This is a genomic window from Prochlorococcus marinus str. MIT 9314 (assembly GCF_000760035.1).
Lineage (GTDB): Bacteria > Cyanobacteriota > Cyanobacteriia > PCC-6307 > Cyanobiaceae > Prochlorococcus_A > Prochlorococcus_A marinus_B.
This window is the reverse complement of sequence record NZ_JNAO01000012.1, coordinates 43,054-57,266: the sequence shown is the minus strand read 5'-3', so window position 1 is coordinate 57,266 and position 14,213 is coordinate 43,054. Positions and strand designations below refer to the sequence as shown.

Annotated in this window: 27 protein-coding genes; 26 read left to right on the top strand and 1 reads right to left on the bottom strand. The window is 35.5% G+C overall.

The window, feature by feature from the left end; all coding sequences use genetic code 11:
* Positions 1-2: 2 nt before the first annotated feature.
* From rpsS to prfA, 26 genes are all read left to right on the top strand, one after another.
* Positions 3-281: a 30S ribosomal protein S19 gene (gene rpsS, locus EU98_RS0109075; protein WP_011819167.1), complete on the top strand. Its 279-nt coding sequence runs from the start codon at positions 3-5 to the stop codon at positions 279-281.
* The gene (gene rplV, locus EU98_RS02785) at positions 278-664 is read left to right on the top strand and encodes a 50S ribosomal protein L22 (protein ID WP_032516074.1); all 387 of its coding nucleotides are present in this window, start codon (positions 278-280) and stop codon (positions 662-664) included. Before rpsS ends, rplV begins: the two co-directional genes overlap by 4 nt.
* Entirely contained in the window at positions 664-1,395 is a 732-nt protein-coding gene (rpsC, locus tag EU98_RS02790; RefSeq protein ID WP_011819165.1) for a 30S ribosomal protein S3, read from the top strand. The genes rplV and rpsC overlap by 1 nt, the downstream gene beginning before the upstream one ends.
* Before the next feature lie 11 nt (positions 1,396-1,406).
* Positions 1,407-1,889 carry a 50S ribosomal protein L16 gene (gene rplP / locus EU98_RS02795; protein ID WP_032516073.1) on the top strand — a complete coding sequence of 161 codons (483 nt, stop codon included), beginning with the start codon at positions 1,407-1,409 and terminating at the stop codon, positions 1,887-1,889.
* Positions 1,886-2,104: a 50S ribosomal protein L29 gene (gene rpmC, locus EU98_RS02800; protein WP_032516072.1), complete on the top strand. Its 219-nt coding sequence runs from the start codon at positions 1,886-1,888 to the stop codon at positions 2,102-2,104. The genes rplP and rpmC overlap by 4 nt, the downstream gene beginning before the upstream one ends.
* A gap of 9 nt (positions 2,105-2,113) precedes the next feature.
* Entirely contained in the window at positions 2,114-2,380 is a 267-nt protein-coding gene (gene rpsQ / locus EU98_RS02805; protein ID WP_032516071.1) for a 30S ribosomal protein S17, read from the top strand.
* A complete protein-coding gene (rplN, locus tag EU98_RS02810; protein ID WP_002807235.1) occupies positions 2,377-2,742 on the top strand; it encodes a 50S ribosomal protein L14 in 366 nt (121 codons plus the stop codon). Before rpsQ ends, rplN begins: the two co-directional genes overlap by 4 nt.
* Complete coding sequence (gene rplX / locus EU98_RS02815; protein ID WP_025915151.1) at positions 2,743-3,099, top strand: 50S ribosomal protein L24; 357 nt, start codon at positions 2,743-2,745, stop codon at positions 3,097-3,099.
* Positions 3,100-3,173: 74 nt separating this feature from the next.
* A complete protein-coding gene (gene rplE / locus EU98_RS02820; protein WP_032516070.1) occupies positions 3,174-3,713 on the top strand; it encodes a 50S ribosomal protein L5 in 540 nt (179 codons plus the stop codon).
* A 9-nt stretch (positions 3,714-3,722) separates the two neighbouring features.
* The gene (gene rpsH / locus EU98_RS02825; RefSeq protein ID WP_032516069.1) at positions 3,723-4,124 is read left to right on the top strand and encodes a 30S ribosomal protein S8; all 402 of its coding nucleotides are present in this window, start codon (positions 3,723-3,725) and stop codon (positions 4,122-4,124) included.
* 12 nt (positions 4,125-4,136) lie between these two features.
* Positions 4,137-4,676: a 50S ribosomal protein L6 gene (gene rplF / locus EU98_RS02830; RefSeq protein ID WP_032516068.1), complete on the top strand. Its 540-nt coding sequence runs from the start codon at positions 4,137-4,139 to the stop codon at positions 4,674-4,676.
* Between the two features lie 14 nt (positions 4,677-4,690).
* On the top strand, positions 4,691-5,059 hold the full coding sequence (gene rplR / locus EU98_RS02835; protein ID WP_032516067.1) for a 50S ribosomal protein L18: 369 nt from the start codon (positions 4,691-4,693) through the stop codon (positions 5,057-5,059).
* Positions 5,060-5,074: 15 nt separating this feature from the next.
* Positions 5,075-5,695 carry a 30S ribosomal protein S5 gene (gene rpsE / locus EU98_RS02840; RefSeq protein WP_032516066.1) on the top strand — a complete coding sequence of 207 codons (621 nt, stop codon included), beginning with the start codon at positions 5,075-5,077 and terminating at the stop codon, positions 5,693-5,695.
* Positions 5,696-5,699: 4 nt separating this feature from the next.
* The gene (gene rplO / locus EU98_RS02845) at positions 5,700-6,158 is read left to right on the top strand and encodes a 50S ribosomal protein L15 (RefSeq protein ID WP_032516065.1); all 459 of its coding nucleotides are present in this window, start codon (positions 5,700-5,702) and stop codon (positions 6,156-6,158) included.
* A 29-nt stretch (positions 6,159-6,187) separates the two neighbouring features.
* Positions 6,188-7,507, top strand: a complete 1,320-nt coding sequence (gene secY / locus EU98_RS02850) for a preprotein translocase subunit SecY (RefSeq protein ID WP_032516064.1) — start codon at positions 6,188-6,190, stop codon at positions 7,505-7,507.
* Entirely contained in the window at positions 7,507-8,055 is a 549-nt protein-coding gene (locus tag EU98_RS02855; protein ID WP_032516063.1) for an adenylate kinase, read from the top strand. The genes secY and EU98_RS02855 overlap by 1 nt, the downstream gene beginning before the upstream one ends.
* 45 nt (positions 8,056-8,100) lie before the next feature.
* Positions 8,101-8,217 (top strand): 50S ribosomal protein L36, encoded by a 117-nt coding sequence (gene rpmJ, locus EU98_RS09540; RefSeq protein WP_011377173.1) that lies wholly within the window; start codon positions 8,101-8,103, stop codon positions 8,215-8,217.
* Positions 8,218-8,258: 41 nt separating this feature from the next.
* The gene (rpsM, locus tag EU98_RS02860; RefSeq protein WP_002807728.1) at positions 8,259-8,624 is read left to right on the top strand and encodes a 30S ribosomal protein S13; all 366 of its coding nucleotides are present in this window, start codon (positions 8,259-8,261) and stop codon (positions 8,622-8,624) included.
* A 44-nt stretch (positions 8,625-8,668) separates the two neighbouring features.
* Positions 8,669-9,061, top strand: a complete 393-nt coding sequence (gene rpsK / locus EU98_RS02865; protein ID WP_002805825.1) for a 30S ribosomal protein S11 — start codon at positions 8,669-8,671, stop codon at positions 9,059-9,061.
* Positions 9,062-9,117: 56 nt separating this feature from the next.
* On the top strand, positions 9,118-10,056 hold the full coding sequence (locus EU98_RS02870) for a DNA-directed RNA polymerase subunit alpha (protein WP_032516062.1): 939 nt from the start codon (positions 9,118-9,120) through the stop codon (positions 10,054-10,056).
* A 14-nt stretch (positions 10,057-10,070) separates the two neighbouring features.
* Positions 10,071-10,421 (top strand): 50S ribosomal protein L17, encoded by a 351-nt coding sequence (gene rplQ, locus EU98_RS02875; protein ID WP_032516061.1) that lies wholly within the window; start codon positions 10,071-10,073, stop codon positions 10,419-10,421.
* A 37-nt stretch (positions 10,422-10,458) separates the two neighbouring features.
* A complete protein-coding gene (gene truA, locus EU98_RS02880; protein WP_032516060.1) occupies positions 10,459-11,265 on the top strand; it encodes a tRNA pseudouridine(38-40) synthase TruA in 807 nt (268 codons plus the stop codon).
* Between the two features lie 115 nt (positions 11,266-11,380).
* Positions 11,381-11,812, top strand: coding sequence for a 50S ribosomal protein L13 (gene rplM, locus EU98_RS02885; RefSeq protein ID WP_011863640.1), 432 nt, complete (start codon positions 11,381-11,383; stop codon positions 11,810-11,812).
* A gap of 9 nt (positions 11,813-11,821) precedes the next feature.
* Positions 11,822-12,232: a 30S ribosomal protein S9 gene (gene rpsI, locus EU98_RS02890; RefSeq protein WP_011819147.1), complete on the top strand. Its 411-nt coding sequence runs from the start codon at positions 11,822-11,824 to the stop codon at positions 12,230-12,232.
* A gap of 13 nt (positions 12,233-12,245) precedes the next feature.
* Positions 12,246-12,506 carry a 50S ribosomal protein L31 gene (gene rpmE, locus EU98_RS02895; protein WP_025895047.1) on the top strand — a complete coding sequence of 87 codons (261 nt, stop codon included), beginning with the start codon at positions 12,246-12,248 and terminating at the stop codon, positions 12,504-12,506.
* A gap of 28 nt (positions 12,507-12,534) precedes the next feature.
* Positions 12,535-13,629 carry a peptide chain release factor 1 gene (gene prfA, locus EU98_RS02900; RefSeq protein ID WP_032516059.1) on the top strand — a complete coding sequence of 365 codons (1,095 nt, stop codon included), beginning with the start codon at positions 12,535-12,537 and terminating at the stop codon, positions 13,627-13,629.
* A gap of 10 nt (positions 13,630-13,639) precedes the next feature.
* Here prfA and EU98_RS02905 read toward each other — a convergent pair whose 3' ends face one another.
* On the bottom strand, positions 13,640-14,146 hold the full coding sequence (locus tag EU98_RS02905; RefSeq protein WP_193743024.1) for an HNH endonuclease: 507 nt from the start codon (positions 14,144-14,146) through the stop codon (positions 13,640-13,642).
* Between the last annotated feature and the right edge of the window lie 67 nt (positions 14,147-14,213).

The window sequence follows — 14,213 nt, the reverse complement described above, 5'->3', positions numbered from 1 at the left end:
TCATGGGACGTTCACTAAAAAAAGGACCTTTTATAGCAGATAGCCTGCTTAAGAAGGTAGAAAAACAGAATACCGATAATGACAAGTCTGTTATCAAAACGTGGTCAAGATCCTCTACGATTTTACCTCTAATGATCGGTCACACAATCGCAGTACATAATGGCAAGACTCACATTCCAGTATTTATTACTGAACAAATGATTGGTCATAAGCTCGGAGAATTTGCTCCTACACGCACTTACCGAGGTCATATAAGAGATAAGAAAGGAGCAAAATCATGACAAAAACACCTGAAACTACAAAAACAGCAATTGCTCATGGGAATTATGTTCGAGGATCAGCCTCTAAAGTGAGAAGAGTTTTGGATCAGATAAGGGGTAGGTCTTATAGAGATGCATTAATTATGTTGGAATTTATGCCTTACAGATCTACAGACCCCATTACTAAAGTTTTAAGATCTGCGGTTGCCAATGCAGAACATAACCTTGGAATGGATCCATCCACCTTAGTTATTTCCTCTGCATGGGCTAATAGTGGCCCAGTAATGAAAAGGTATAGGCCCAGAGCTCAAGGTCGAGCTTTTTCAATTAAAAAACAGACTTGCCACATCAGTATTTCTGTTGAATCTGTTCCTACTCAAACTAATGCGGAGGTACAAAACTAATGGGACATAAAATACATCCTTCTGGATTAAGGTTAGGAATTACACAAGAGCATCGCTCTAAGTGGTTTGCTACTTCTAAAACATATCCAATTCTTCTCCAAGAAGATTTTAAAATTCGTACCTTCATACAAAAAAAATATGGAGCAGCAGGAATTAGCGATGTTTTAATAGCTAGAAAAGCTGATCAACTGGAACTTGAATTAAAAACAGCAAGACCTGGAGTTATAGTTGGAAGACAAGGAAGTGGGATTGAAGAATTAAGATCTGGCATTCAAAAAACTATAGGGGATAGAACAAGACAAGTCAGAATAAACGTTGTAGAAGTTGAACGCGTAGATGCTGATGCCTTTTTACTAGCTGAATATATTGCGCAACAACTTGAAAAAAGAGTCGCCTTTAGAAGAACTATAAGGATGGCCTTACAAAGGGCTCAAAGGGCTGGAGTCTTAGGGCTTAAAATTCAAGTAGGGGGAAGGTTGAATGGTGCTGAAATAGCTAGAACTGAATGGACTAGAGAAGGTAGAGTTCCATTACATACATTGAGAGCTGAAATTGACTATGCAACACGTGAAGCTAATACAACTTACGGTGTTCTAGGCATTAAAGTTTGGGTTTTCAAAGGTGAAGTTCTCCCTAAAGAAGAACAAACTATCCCTGTGGGTGCGAGCCCTAAGAGGAAAGCTAGTAGAAGACCTCAGCAATTTGAGGATCGTTCAAATGAGAATTCATAGGAGGTATAAAAATGCTTAGTCCAAAACGTACTAAATTCCGTAAACAACATAGAGGCAGAATGAGGGGTGTAGCCTCAAAAGGTAATACTATTGCATTCGGTCAATTTGCTCTACAAGCTCAAGACTGTGGATGGGTAACTGCACGTCAGATTGAAGCAAGTAGAAGAGCTATGACCAGATATATCAAACGTGGTGGTCAAATCTGGATAAGAATATTTCCTGATAAACCCGTAACCATGAGACCTGCCGAAACTAGGATGGGTTCTGGTAAAGGTAATCCAGAGTTTTGGGTCGCAGTTGTAAAACCTGGAAGAATACTTTTTGAAATGGGGGGTGAAGATATTACTGAGGAAGTTGCAAAGGAAGCTATGCGTTTGGCTCAATATAAACTTCCTGTAAAAACTAAATTTATCTCCATTGATAAAAATCTAGAAAATTCCTCCCAAGAAAATACAAAAAATAGTAAAAAATCTCAAGAGGAGGTTAAACAATGAAAAACTCAGAGTCACTTAAGGAATTTAAAAAATTAAATTCTGAACAAATTACTGAAAAGATTGACCAATTACGAAAAGATCTTTTTGACTTGAGATTCAAGCAAGCTACAAGACAGCTCAATGAAACTCATAAATTTAAAATTATCAAGAAACAAGTTGCGCAATTACTCACTTTCAGTAAAAGTCAATCTGCTTCTAAAACAACTTCTGATTAATTATTAGTTATGGCACTTAAAGAAAGAATTGGTACTGTTGTCAGCGACAAAATGGATAAAACAGTTGTTGTTGCTGTTATTAACAGATATCCACATCCCACTTATAAAAAAATTGTAAGTAGAACTACACGATATAAGGCGCATGATCCAGAAAATACATGTGTTTTAGGTGATCGAGTTAAAATTAGAGAAACTAGACCGCTCAGTGCTCATAAAAGATGGGCAATAGAAGAGATTCTCAATAAACCAACTCAGGCTATGGAGGTTAAAAAATGATTCAACAAGAAACCTATTTAACAGTTGCTGATAATAGCGGAGCAAAAAGACTCCAATGTATTAGGGTTTTAGGTTCTAATAGAAGGTATGCGCATGTCGGAGATGTAATAGTAGCAACTGTAAAAGATGCTCTTCCTAACATGGGAGTTAAGAAATCTGAAGTTGTTAAAGCTGTTATCGTTAGAACTAAAGCAACGTTAAGAAGAAATACTGGTAATTCAATCAGATTTGATGACAATGCAGCTGTACTAATTAATGAAGATAAGAACCCTAAAGGTACGAGAGTCTTTGGTCCTGTAGCTAGAGAACTGCGGGATAAAAATTATACAAAGATTGTTTCTCTTGCTCCGGAGGTGATTTAAATGTTGGATTCATTAAAGCAAAAGAAAAATTTCCAGAGAATAAAAATGAGAATTAAAACTGGAGATTTAGTTAAGGTAATTAATGGAAAAGAAAAGGGTAAAACTGGAGAGGTTTTAAAAACTATCCCTCTTGAAAATAGAGTAGTTGTAAAGGGAATTAACCTTAGGACTAAACATGTAAAACCAACTCAGGAAGGAGAAACTGGAAGAATACTTACAGAAGAAGCATCTTTACATGCATCAAATGTAATGTTCTTTTCAAAGGATAAAAATCTTACAAGTAAGATTGAATACTTCATTGATAAAGAGGGGGTTAAGAAAAGAAGATTGAAGAAAACTGGTGAAGTAATTGATTAATTTTTCATCAGAAACCAGATTTCAACTTTTTCTAATTTATCAATTCTGACAAAGACCAGAATTAACAAAAAATTATGACTCTAAAAAATCGCTACAAAGAATCAATAAGACCAAAACTTTTAAAGGATCTTGGTCTTAAAAATATTCATCAAGTACCTAAAGTTGTCAAAGTCAACGTTAACAGAGGTCTTGGTGAGGCAGCTTCAAATTCGAAATCTTTAGAAGCATCTTTAAACGAAATGGCAACAATTACAGGACAAAAGGCACTTGTAACTAGGGCTAAAAAAGCTATCGCGGGTTTTAAAATTCGTGAGGGCATGCCGATTGGTTGTACAGTTACTTTGAGAGGAGACAGGATGTATTCCTTTTTGGAGAGATTTATAAATCTAGCTTTACCTAGAATAAGAGACTTCAGAGGAGTTAATCCAAAAAGTTTCGATGGGAGAGGGAATTATACCGTTGGAGTGAAAGAGCAATTGATTTTTCCTGAAATCTCTTTTGATAAAATAGATTCAATAAGAGGTATGGATATAACTATTGTCACTAGTGCAAAATCAGATCAAGAAGGTAAAGCTCTTTTGCAGGAGTTAGGAATGCCTTTTAGTAAGAATTAAATTAAAACTATGTCAAATCACGATCCTATTTCAGATATGCTTACTCGAATTAGAAATGCGAGTCAAAAAAAGCATACAACCACAACAATCCCAGGTTCAAAAATGTCCTTAAGTATCGCCAAAGTGCTTCAAAAAGAGGGATTCATTTCTGATATTAATGAGGAAGGTGAAGGTTATAAATCACAAATTGTACTCGGTCTCAAATATAGTGGTAAAAACAAATTTCCTACTATCCGATCTATGCAAAGAGTTAGTAAACCTGGTTTGAGAATATATAAAAACACTAGAGGTTTACCAAAAGTTCTTGGAGGTCTTGGTGTTGCCATAATTTCAACTTCCAAAGGCGTTATGAGTGATCGCGATGCTAGAAAGCAAGGCATTGGCGGCGAAGTCCTCTGCTATGTTTATTAAGGAGAATTAATCATGTCAAGAATCGGAAAAACACCAGTACTTATTCCAGAGAAAGTTACAGTTGATTTTGATGGATTAACAGTTACAGTTAAAGGCCCAAAGGGTGAGTTAAAACGCCTCATGCCTGAGGGAGTTAGTTTTGATAAGAAAGATAATACTGTTGTCGTAAGTCCTTCCACAACCAAAATATATTCAAGGCAGAGACATGGTTTATGTAGAGCCTTAATTGCAAATATGGTTGAAGGGGTTACTCAAGGTTTTTCAAAGAAACTAGAAATTGTTGGCGTTGGATCAAGAGCACAAGTAAAAGGTAAAAATCTAGTTGTAAGTGCAGGATATAGTCATCCTGTAGAAATGATCCCCCCTGATGGTATAACATACAAAGTTGAGAGTAATACAAACGTTACCGTATCTGGAATTGATAAGGAAATTGTTGGCAATGAAGCAGCAAAAATCAGATCAATTAGACCTCCAGAGCCATATAAAGGAAAAGGAATTAAATACCATGATGAGAGAATTCTCAGAAAAGCTGGTAAATCTGGCAAAAAATAATTTGAATTAAAAAAATGACCAAACTTTCCAGGAAATTACAAACCCAAAAAAGACATAGAAGATTAAGGAGATTCTTAATTGGAGATGCAACGCGTCCAAGATTATCTGTTTTTCGTTCAAATAACCATATTTATGCCCAGGTCATAGATGATAGATCTCAAACAACTATTTGCTCAGCTTCGACTATTGATAAGGAATTGAAAGAAAAATCTGATAAATTATCTGCTGATTGTAATTCTTCTTCCATTGTTGGAAAATTATTAGCGAATAGAGCGATAAAAAAAGGTATTAAGCAAGTAATTTTTGACCGTGGAGGTAACTTATATCACGGGAGAGTAAAGGCACTTGCTGACGCTGCTCGTGAAGCTGGCCTAGAATTCTAACTCTTAATTTTTACTATGACTGACACTCCAACAAAACAAGAAATTCAATCCAAGAACGATAACGTTCCTGGAGCTATGCCTGTAGAACAAAAAAAGAATAATCGTAATGATCGAAAAAGAAATAGAAGAGGTGATTCAAAAAATCTTGAGAGAGATTCTGATTGGCAAGAAAGAGTTGTTCAAATTCGACGTGTTTCTAAGACTGTTAAAGGTGGAAAAAAAATGAGTTTTAGAGCAATTGTTGTTGTAGGTAATGAGAAAGGTCAAGTTGGAGTTGGAGTTGGTAAAGCAGGGGATGTCATTGGTGCTGTGAGAAAGGGAGTTTCAGATGGTAAAAAGAATCTTGTTAGGGTTCCCTTAACCCCAAATAATTCAATACCGACTTTATCCAAAGGTCGAGATGGTGCTGCTAATGTACTAATTAGACCAGCTGCCCCTGGTACAGGTGTAATTGCTGGTGGTTCAATAAGAACAGTTTTAGAATTAGCCGGCATAAAAAATGTCTTAGCAAAAAGATTGGGTAGTAAAACACCTTTGAATAATGCAAGAGCTGCTATGGTAGCTCTTGCTCAATTAAGAACACACAAATCTGCCTCAAGGGAGAGAGGCATCTCACTTGAACAGCTCTATTCTTAAAATTATGACTTCAACATTAAATACACTTAAATCAAACTCTGGCTCGAGGAAGAAAAAACTAAGAAAGGGTAGAGGAATCGCAGCCGGTCAGGGCGCATCATGTGGTTTTGGAATGAGAGGACAAAAGTCACGTTCTGGAAGACCTACACGTCCAGGTTTTGAAGGTGGCCAAATGCCTTTATATAGAAGAGTTCCAAAATTAAAGCACTTTGAAATAATTAATCAAAAGAACTTTTCCATAATTAATTTAGAAAAATTAAATGATTTCAAAGATAACGATACAGTTAACCTTGACTCATTAGTTAAGAAGGGATTAATCTTCAAACCAAAATTTCCTTTAAAAATCCTTGGTAATGGAAAAATTAATGTAAAGCTAAAAGTCCAAGCTCATGCATTTACAAAAGCTGCAAAACAAAAAATTGAGGACGCAGGTGGATCCTGTGAGCTTATAAATAATAAATAAATTTACTAAAAATTTAAGTAAGCTTTAAAATGTTTGTCAACAAAAGTAGAAATCCTAGCGCTTCTGAAATACTTTCCCAATTATTTTTAAATAAAGAGTTAAGGAGTAGAGTTTTAACTACTTTAGGCCTTCTCCTTTTAGTAAGACTTGGTATATATATCCCTATGCCTGGTATTGATAGGGTAGCTTTTAAAAGTTTTATAGACCAAGGGGGGCAATTAATAGGTTTTTTAGATATTTTTACCGGAGGAGGAATTTCAACCTTAGGAATATTCGCATTAGGCATACTGCCCTTTATTAACGCATCAATTATTATTCAGCTTCTCACAGCTTCATTGCCTGTGCTTGAAGATTTACAAAAAAATGAAGGAGAAGCGGGTAGAAGAAAAATTGCTCAAATAACTAGATATGTCTCATTGGGATGGGGGTTTTTGCAAAGTATAATTTTTTCCTTGATTCTAAGACAATATGCTATTCAGGGGATAAGTGAAACTACATTTGTTTTACAAACCTCCATTGCCTTAGTTACTGGCTCAATGTTAGTAATGTGGTTTAGTGAAATCATTACGGAAAAAGGGATAGGTCAAGGAGCTTCACTGGTAATTTTTTTGAATATTGTTTCGACTTTACCTAAGGCTCTTAGTTCAACAATTGAAAAAGCTCAAACTGGCGATAGAGGAGATGTTTTAGGTATAGCAGTTTTACTTGGAGTCTTTTTACTGACAATTGTTGGGATAATTTTTGTCCAAGAGGGAGCAAGACGCATTCCTATTGTTAGTGCAAAAAGGCAGATAGGTAATTCAACACTACTTCCTACAAGGCAAAGTTATTTACCTTTGAAATTAAATGCAGGAGGAGTCATGCCTATCATATTTGCATCTGCTTTAATATTTTTACCTATTACTATTGCTAATGTTACGGGCAATCCAGTCTTAATTAAGTTAGCCAGTAGTTTAAATCCAGGATCTTCTAATCCATGGCCATATGCTCTTACATTCTTCTCCTTGATTTTGGGGTTCTCCTATTTTTATGCATCTCTTACTATTAATCCAGTTGATGTAGCTTCAAATTTAAAGAAAGGAGGAGTTGCAATACCAGGAGTTAGACCAGGAACTAAGACAGCAAACTACTTATCAGGTATACAAAATAGATTGACTTTATTGGGAGGATTATTTCTTGGCTCAGTAGCTATAATCCCAGCTGCAGTAGAGAGAGCTACAAATGTTCAGACCTTTCAAGGTTTAGGAGCAACTTCATTACTGATTCTTGTTGGTGTTGCTATTGATACTGCTAAGCAAATTCAAACTTATGTTATTTCACAAAGGTATGAGGGACTAATTAACAATTAATGAAGAAACATTTACTATTTTTAGGAGCTCCTGGAGCAGGGAAAGGGACTCAAGCGGAATTGCTAAGTAAAACTAATTCTTACTTACACCTTTCTACTGGTGAATTATTAAGAAAAGAAATCGAAATGAATACTAATCTTGGTATTCAGGTAAAGGATATTATGAATCGAGGGGAACTTGTTAGTGATGAACTAGTATTAAAGATAGTAAGACAAAATTTAGTCAAGGATAATAAAGGTTGGATTCTAGATGGTTACCCAAGAAATCTATCTCAAGTAAATTCATTGAATGAAGTCTTGAATGAAATAAATCAACCTTTGGAATTAGTTTTCTATTTAGATATTCCAGAAGAAGTACTAATTAAGCGTTTGTTATTAAGAGGAAGAAAAGATGATACGGAACAGACAATTAGAAAAAGAGTTGACATTTATAAAAAAACTACAGAACCATTAATTCAATATTTTAAGGATCTCTCATTGTTAGAATATATCGATGCTGATAGAGATTTAAAAATCATTTCCTCTGATATCAAACAAAAAATGGCTTGATGATGATGTAGAATATAGTATTAACGTTTTATTTGTTAAACCCCTATGAAGGTCAGATCTTCAGTCAAAAAAATTAGTCCTGACGATCAGATCGTGAGGAGAAGAGGTAAAATCTATGTTATTAACAAGAAAAGACCTCGCAATAAACAGCGTCAGGGTTAAATTTAAACCCTTAAATTCAAACTTTTACTTATTCAAAACACGTGGCTAGGATTGCAGGAATTGACATACCTCGCGAAAAGCGAGTTGAAATTGCACTTACATACGTCTATGGAATTGGTTTAACGAGATCAAAGCTAATTCTTGCTAATACGGGCGTAAACCCTGATACTCGTGTCAAAGACCTTTCAGATTCTGATGTTCAAAAGCTTAGAGGTGCTACAGAAGAATTCACTTTAGAGGGTGATTTGAGAAGAAAAGAGGGAATGGCTTTAAAACGCCTACAAGATATAGGATGTGTAAGAGGAAGAAGACATAGAATGAGTCTTCCAGTAAGAGGCCAAAGAACTAGAACCAATGCAAGAACAAGACGGGGTTCTAGAAAAACAGTTGCTGGAAGAAAAAAATAAATAACTAAATCTATGTACAAATTGAAGTATTAAATTTAAACATCATGGCAGCTACAGTAAAAAAAACAGGTTCAAAGAAATCTAAACGTAATGTACCTAATGGAGTGGTACATATCCAAAGCACATTTAATAACACCATAGTCTCAATTACTGACACCTCTGGCCATGTAATTTCTTGGTCTTCTGCAGGCGCAAGTGGATTTAAAGGTGCTCGGAAAGGAACCCCATTTGCCGCTCAGACAGCTGCTGAAGCTGCAGCTAGAAGAGCACTTGATCAAGGCATGAGACAAATAGAAGTACTAGTTAGAGGTCCTGGCGCAGGTAGGGAAACGGCCATAAGGGCTTTACAAGTGGCCGGATTAGAAATAACTCTAATAAGAGATGTAACTCCATTACCTCATAATGGATGTAGAAGACCTAAGCGGAGACGCGTTTAGGTCTTAACCATTCTCACCCCCCCCCCAAACAAAAACTCTTAACCTCATTAATTTCCGTGTTGCAATACCAGATTGACAGAATCGACCATCAAATATCAGATGATCGCTCCCAAACAGGAACTTTTCTAATTGGCCCTCTAGAAAGGGGACAAGCTACAACTTTAGGTAATTCACTTAGAAGAGTCCTTATGGGAGGACTTGAAGGGAGTGCAGTTACTGCAGTAAGAATAGCAGGAATTAATCATGAATATGCCACTATTCCTGGAGTTAGAGAAGACGTTTTAGATATTCTTCTTAATTGCAAGCAACTATCAATAAATAGTTCTAATCCAGAGCTCGAAATCGGCAGGTTAGTAGCGAGTGGTCCAATGCAGGTGAAGGCGAACGACATCCAATTCTCCTCTCAAGTTGAAATTGTTGATGGCGAAAAACCGATTGCGACTATTCAGGAGGGTCATAACTTAGAGTTGGAAATCCATGTTGAAAGAGGTATTGGATATAGACCTGTAGACCGTAAGAGTGAAGAGACTACTGCTATTGATTTACTTCAAATAGATGCTGTATTTATGCCAGTGAAGAGAGTAAATTTTACGATTGATGAAACTGCTGTAGCAGAAGGCGGAATAGGAAGAGAAAGATTAAAAATGGAAGTCGTGACAGATGGTTCAACAAGTCCTGACGATGCTATTGCTGAAGCTGCAAATCAGTTAATAGAACTTTTTCAACCCCTTGCTACTGTCACAATGGTTGAGGAAATTCCTGAAGAACCTGAACCATCCCCTGAAGCTCAAATTCCTCTCGAGGAACTAAACTTGTCCGTTAGAGCATATAATTGTTTGAAAAGGGCGCAAGTTAATTCAGTTTCGGATTTAATGGGCTTCAGCTATGAAGATCTTCTTGAAATTAAGAACTTTGGCTCTAAATCTGCAGATGAGGTTATTGAGGCTCTTGAGCGCATCGGTATTTCTATTCCACAAAGTAGAACATCTGTTTAACCATTTTTAAGATTATGAGACACCAACTTAGAATTCCATTATTAAGTAAACCTGCTGACCAGAGGAAAGCACTTTTAAGAGGTTTAACTACGCAATTAATTAGGGAAGGTAGAGTGACGACAACAAAAGCTAGGGCAAAAGCTTTAAGAAATGAAGCTGAAAAAATGATTTCACTCGCTAAAGAGGGAAGTTTGGCTTCTAGGAGACGGGCTATTGGATATATTTATGATAAAAAATTAGTTCATTCATTATTTGAAAAAGCAAAGGAAAGATATGGAGACAGAAATGGTGGTTATACACGCATAGTTAGAACTGTATCTAGAAAAGGTGATAACGCTCAGATGGCCATAATCGAACTCGTTTAAGTTAGATAATTAAGGGGCTTTTACTATAAAATAACTTTTGAAAAGGGTAGCGTTACTAGTCCAATATGATGGATCTCATTATTCAGGTTGGCAAAAACAAAATAATGCAAGTACTGTTCAAGAAATTTTAGATAGAGCTATCTTAAAGATTACAAATAATACAGTAAAGACTTTTGCAGCAGGCAGAACTGATGCTGGGGTTCATGCATCAGGCCAAGTAGTACACTTTGATGTTGATTGTGTTATTCCAGGAAATAGTTTTTCTGATGTCTTAAATAGTCTTTTACCATCAACAATTAGGATTTTGGAATCAGTTGAGGTTAAAGATAGTTGGCATGCATGCTATTCAGCAATGTATAGACATTATCGATATGTCATTAATAATAGTAAATTCCCTAATTTGTTCATTAGTAATTGGTCATGGCATAGATATCAAAAAGTATTAGATGAAGTTTTAATGTTTAATGCATCTAAGACAATGGAAGGAGAACACGATTTTTTTGCTTTTCAAAAAAGTGGAAGTAACCGAACAAACTCTATTACGAAAATAAAAAATATAGATATTAAAAGAGTAGAAGATTTGATTTTAATTGATATTAAAGCTACTGGTTTTCTATATGGAATGGTCCGTTTAATTGTTGGTCAACTTGTTTTAGTTGGAGAAAAAAAAATATCCCCAGAAATTTTCACAGATAGATGGGTTAAAAAAAAGAAAAATGATGTTAAGGAATCTGCTCCAGCTAAGGGGTTATGCTTTGTAAATGCTGTGTATGAAGAAAATGTTTTTAAAAACATTAATAACAATGATTTTTTTCCTTTATTTTTAATTAAGGGTTTTTCTTAAAGAAAGTTTAATTAAGCAAATTTTTTGTTTAAATCATTCAAAACTGTTGTTTATTATTCCTCCAATAAGGTAGAATTTATTACTAACTTTAAATTTATTTGCATAAATTTGGTAAATGAATAAAACAATTACTCCATCTTTAGAAACCATTGAAAGAAATTGGTTTTTAGTTGACGCAAAAGATAAGACACTTGGGAGACTTGCTACAGAAATTGCAACTGTTTTAAGAGGTAAGAATAAACCAACATTTACACCTCACCTAGATACTGGAGATTTTGTCATTGTAGTTAATGCTGAAAAAGTTGAGGTCACAGGTAAAAAAGCATCACAAAAGTTGTATAGAAGACATTCTGGAAGACCCGGAGGAATGAAAATTGAAAAATTTGAGTCTCTACAAGAAAGAATTCCTGAAAGAATTATCGAGCAAGCTGTCAAGGGTATGCTGCCACATAACTCTTTAGGAAGACAGCAATTTAAAAAACTAAAAGTTTATAAAGGTGCTGATCATCCTCATGCTGCTCAGAATCCTGTATTATTAAATAGTTAATTCATAAAAATGAACAGTCAAATAAAAAACAAAGCTGTGTATTGGGGAACTGGAAGAAGAAAAACTTCAGTAGCTAGAGTGCGCTTGATTCCAGGAAATGGACTCATAAAAATTAATGGTCGTTCTGGAGATGATTACTTAAACTTTAACCCTCTTCACTTAAATTCAATAAAAGCACCTTTGCAAACATTAGGCCTTGAGAATTCTTATGATATCCTCGTAAATGTTTTTGGTGGTGGATTGACAGGTCAAGCAGATGCTATTAAGCAAGGAGCCGCAAGAGCACTTTGCGAGTTATCTCCTGACAATAGGAAACCTCTAAAAACTGAAGGTCATCTCAGTAGAGATCCTAGAGCTAAGGAAAGAAGAAAATATGGCCTTAAAAAAGCAAGAAAAGCTCCTCAATTCTCCAAACGTTAAAAAAATTAAAATCATGCCAAAATCAGAAATACACCCAAAATGGTATCCAGATGCAAAGGTTATTTGTAATGGAGAAGTTGTAATGACAACTGGCTCAACTCAGCCTGAATTGCATGTTGATGTATGGAGTGGTAATCATCCCTTCTTCACTGGAACTCAGAAGATTCTTGATACAGAAGGTAGGGTGGATAGGTTTATGAAAAAATATGGAATGGGTTCAGCTAATTCAGCTACATCAAAAGACCAAAAAGAAGAAAAAGATTCTAAAAAATAGAATTTTCAAGAATTAAGCACAATTTCAATTGGAATACTCAACATTAATTGCAAGGTTGAAAACTGCTTCAGAAAGTTTTGAAAATTTGGAAGTGCAACTTGCAGATCCTGATATAGCTAATGATCCAAAAAAATTAGAATCAATAGCAAGAGAAAGGTCAAAATTGGAGCCTTTGGTGATTGATTTTAATAAATTGCTTGATACTGATAAAGAAATCGAAGATTCAAAAAATCTACTAAAAGAGAATAGAAATGATAAAGAAATGGAATCTTTGATAAATGAGGAGTTAATAACTCTAGAGGAATCTAAGAGTGAACTGATTCAAAAAACTACAATCGCCTTATTGCCAAAAGACCCAAGAGATGAAAGAAGTGTAATGTTAGAAATCAGAGCCGGCGCTGGAGGTAACGAGGCTTGTATCTGGGCAGGTGATTTAGCAAGAATGTATGAAAGATATGGCCAAAAAATTGGATGGTCTGTAAAACCTGTTAGTGCTTCCGAGTCAGATATGGGTGGATTTAAGGAGTTAGTTATCTCCGTGAAGGGAGATTCAGTATATAGTCAACTTAAATTTGAGGCTGGTGTACATAGAGTCCAAAGAGTTCCAGCTACTGAATCGCAAGGTAGAGTTCACACCTCCACTGCTACAGTGGCTGTTATGCCTGAGGCTGATCCTGTTGAGGTTAAAATTGATCCAACAGACCTAGAGGTTGGAACAGCAAGATCAGGAGGTGCAGGGGGACAAAATGTTAATAAGGTAGAGACAGCTATTGATCTTCTCCATAAGCCTACAGGAATAAGAGTTTTTTGTACTCAAGAGAGATCACAACTGCAAAATCGCGAACGAGCGATGGAAATTTTAAGAGCTAAATTGTATGAAATTCAATTAAAAGAAGCCAATGCAAAAGAGAGATCACAAAGGCTTTCCCAGGTTGGAACAGGCGATAGAAGTGAAAAAATAAGAACTTACAATTTTAAAGATAACAGGACAACTGATCATAGATTAGGTTCCAATTTTTCTCTTGAGCCAATTCTTGCTGGTCAATTAGAAGAAGTCATTAATGCATGCATAGCTCAAGAACAAAAAAGAATGATGGAAGATTTTAATAAAGAAGTAAATTAAGATTTTTTTATTAGATTGCAACCCCTATTACGTATTTACTCCATTCTTTATGCCTGCCAGAGTCAATTTGTCTTGTAGCTTCAAAATTTAGATTACTTAATGGACGATAAGGCTTACGTTTTAAGGGCATATTCGCCTCTTCGGGGGTTCGATTACCTTTTTGAACATTACATCTGAGACATGCTGTAGTAACATTTTCCCAGTTATCTTTTCCACCTCTGCTTCTAGGTAAAACATGATCTATTGATAGGTCACTACCCATATAGTTACAGTATTGGCAAGAATTATTATCTCTTAGAAGAATATTTTTTCTTGTTAAAGAAACCTCTCTAAAAGGAACTTTGACGTAGTAACGAAGTCTTATAACTGTCGGCAACTTTTTCCCGCTATGTATTGAATATGTTTTATCTTCCTCTAAGCTTTCTGCTTTACCTTTAATCATCAAAATTACTGCTCTTCTCCACGAAGTGATGTTTAAAGGTTCATAAGAAGCATTTAAAACTAGAGTCTGGCCCATGCCAAAATACAATTTACATGTCATGCTAACTGTATATTTCTATAAGCGCATATATTTGTGCAAAGTT

What these genes read in the sequence shown, in the direction of transcription:
- rpsS (WP_011819167.1), top strand. Translation starts at nt 3, where the DNA reads ATGGGACGTTCACTAAAAAAAGGACCTTTTATAGCAGATAGCCTGCTT.
- rplV (WP_032516074.1), top strand. Translation starts at nt 278, where the DNA reads ATGACAAAAACACCTGAAACTACAAAAACAGCAATTGCTCATGGGAAT.
- rpsC (WP_011819165.1), top strand. Translation starts at nt 664, where the DNA reads ATGGGACATAAAATACATCCTTCTGGATTAAGGTTAGGAATTACACAA.
- rplP (WP_032516073.1), top strand. Translation starts at nt 1,407, where the DNA reads ATGCTTAGTCCAAAACGTACTAAATTCCGTAAACAACATAGAGGCAGA.
- rpmC (WP_032516072.1), top strand. Translation starts at nt 1,886, where the DNA reads ATGAAAAACTCAGAGTCACTTAAGGAATTTAAAAAATTAAATTCTGAA.
- rpsQ (WP_032516071.1), top strand. Translation starts at nt 2,114, where the DNA reads ATGGCACTTAAAGAAAGAATTGGTACTGTTGTCAGCGACAAAATGGAT.
- rplN (WP_002807235.1), top strand. Translation starts at nt 2,377, where the DNA reads ATGATTCAACAAGAAACCTATTTAACAGTTGCTGATAATAGCGGAGCA.
- rplX (WP_025915151.1), top strand. Translation starts at nt 2,743, where the DNA reads ATGTTGGATTCATTAAAGCAAAAGAAAAATTTCCAGAGAATAAAAATG.
- rplE (WP_032516070.1), top strand. Translation starts at nt 3,174, where the DNA reads ATGACTCTAAAAAATCGCTACAAAGAATCAATAAGACCAAAACTTTTA.
- rpsH (WP_032516069.1), top strand. Translation starts at nt 3,723, where the DNA reads ATGTCAAATCACGATCCTATTTCAGATATGCTTACTCGAATTAGAAAT.
- rplF (WP_032516068.1), top strand. Translation starts at nt 4,137, where the DNA reads ATGTCAAGAATCGGAAAAACACCAGTACTTATTCCAGAGAAAGTTACA.
- rplR (WP_032516067.1), top strand. Translation starts at nt 4,691, where the DNA reads ATGACCAAACTTTCCAGGAAATTACAAACCCAAAAAAGACATAGAAGA.
- rpsE (WP_032516066.1), top strand. Translation starts at nt 5,075, where the DNA reads ATGACTGACACTCCAACAAAACAAGAAATTCAATCCAAGAACGATAAC.
- rplO (WP_032516065.1), top strand. Translation starts at nt 5,700, where the DNA reads ATGACTTCAACATTAAATACACTTAAATCAAACTCTGGCTCGAGGAAG.
- secY (WP_032516064.1), top strand. Translation starts at nt 6,188, where the DNA reads ATGTTTGTCAACAAAAGTAGAAATCCTAGCGCTTCTGAAATACTTTCC.
- EU98_RS02855 (WP_032516063.1), top strand. Translation starts at nt 7,507, where the DNA reads ATGAAGAAACATTTACTATTTTTAGGAGCTCCTGGAGCAGGGAAAGGG.
- rpmJ (WP_011377173.1), top strand. Translation starts at nt 8,101, where the DNA reads ATGAAGGTCAGATCTTCAGTCAAAAAAATTAGTCCTGACGATCAGATC.
- rpsK (WP_002805825.1), top strand. Translation starts at nt 8,669, where the DNA reads ATGGCAGCTACAGTAAAAAAAACAGGTTCAAAGAAATCTAAACGTAAT.
- rplQ (WP_032516061.1), top strand. Translation starts at nt 10,071, where the DNA reads ATGAGACACCAACTTAGAATTCCATTATTAAGTAAACCTGCTGACCAG.
- rplM (WP_011863640.1), top strand. Translation starts at nt 11,381, where the DNA reads ATGAATAAAACAATTACTCCATCTTTAGAAACCATTGAAAGAAATTGG.
- rpsI (WP_011819147.1), top strand. Translation starts at nt 11,822, where the DNA reads ATGAACAGTCAAATAAAAAACAAAGCTGTGTATTGGGGAACTGGAAGA.
- rpmE (WP_025895047.1), top strand. Translation starts at nt 12,246, where the DNA reads ATGCCAAAATCAGAAATACACCCAAAATGGTATCCAGATGCAAAGGTT.
- EU98_RS02905 (WP_193743024.1), bottom strand. Translation starts at nt 14,146, where the DNA reads ATGGGCCAGACTCTAGTTTTAAATGCTTCTTATGAACCTTTAAACATC.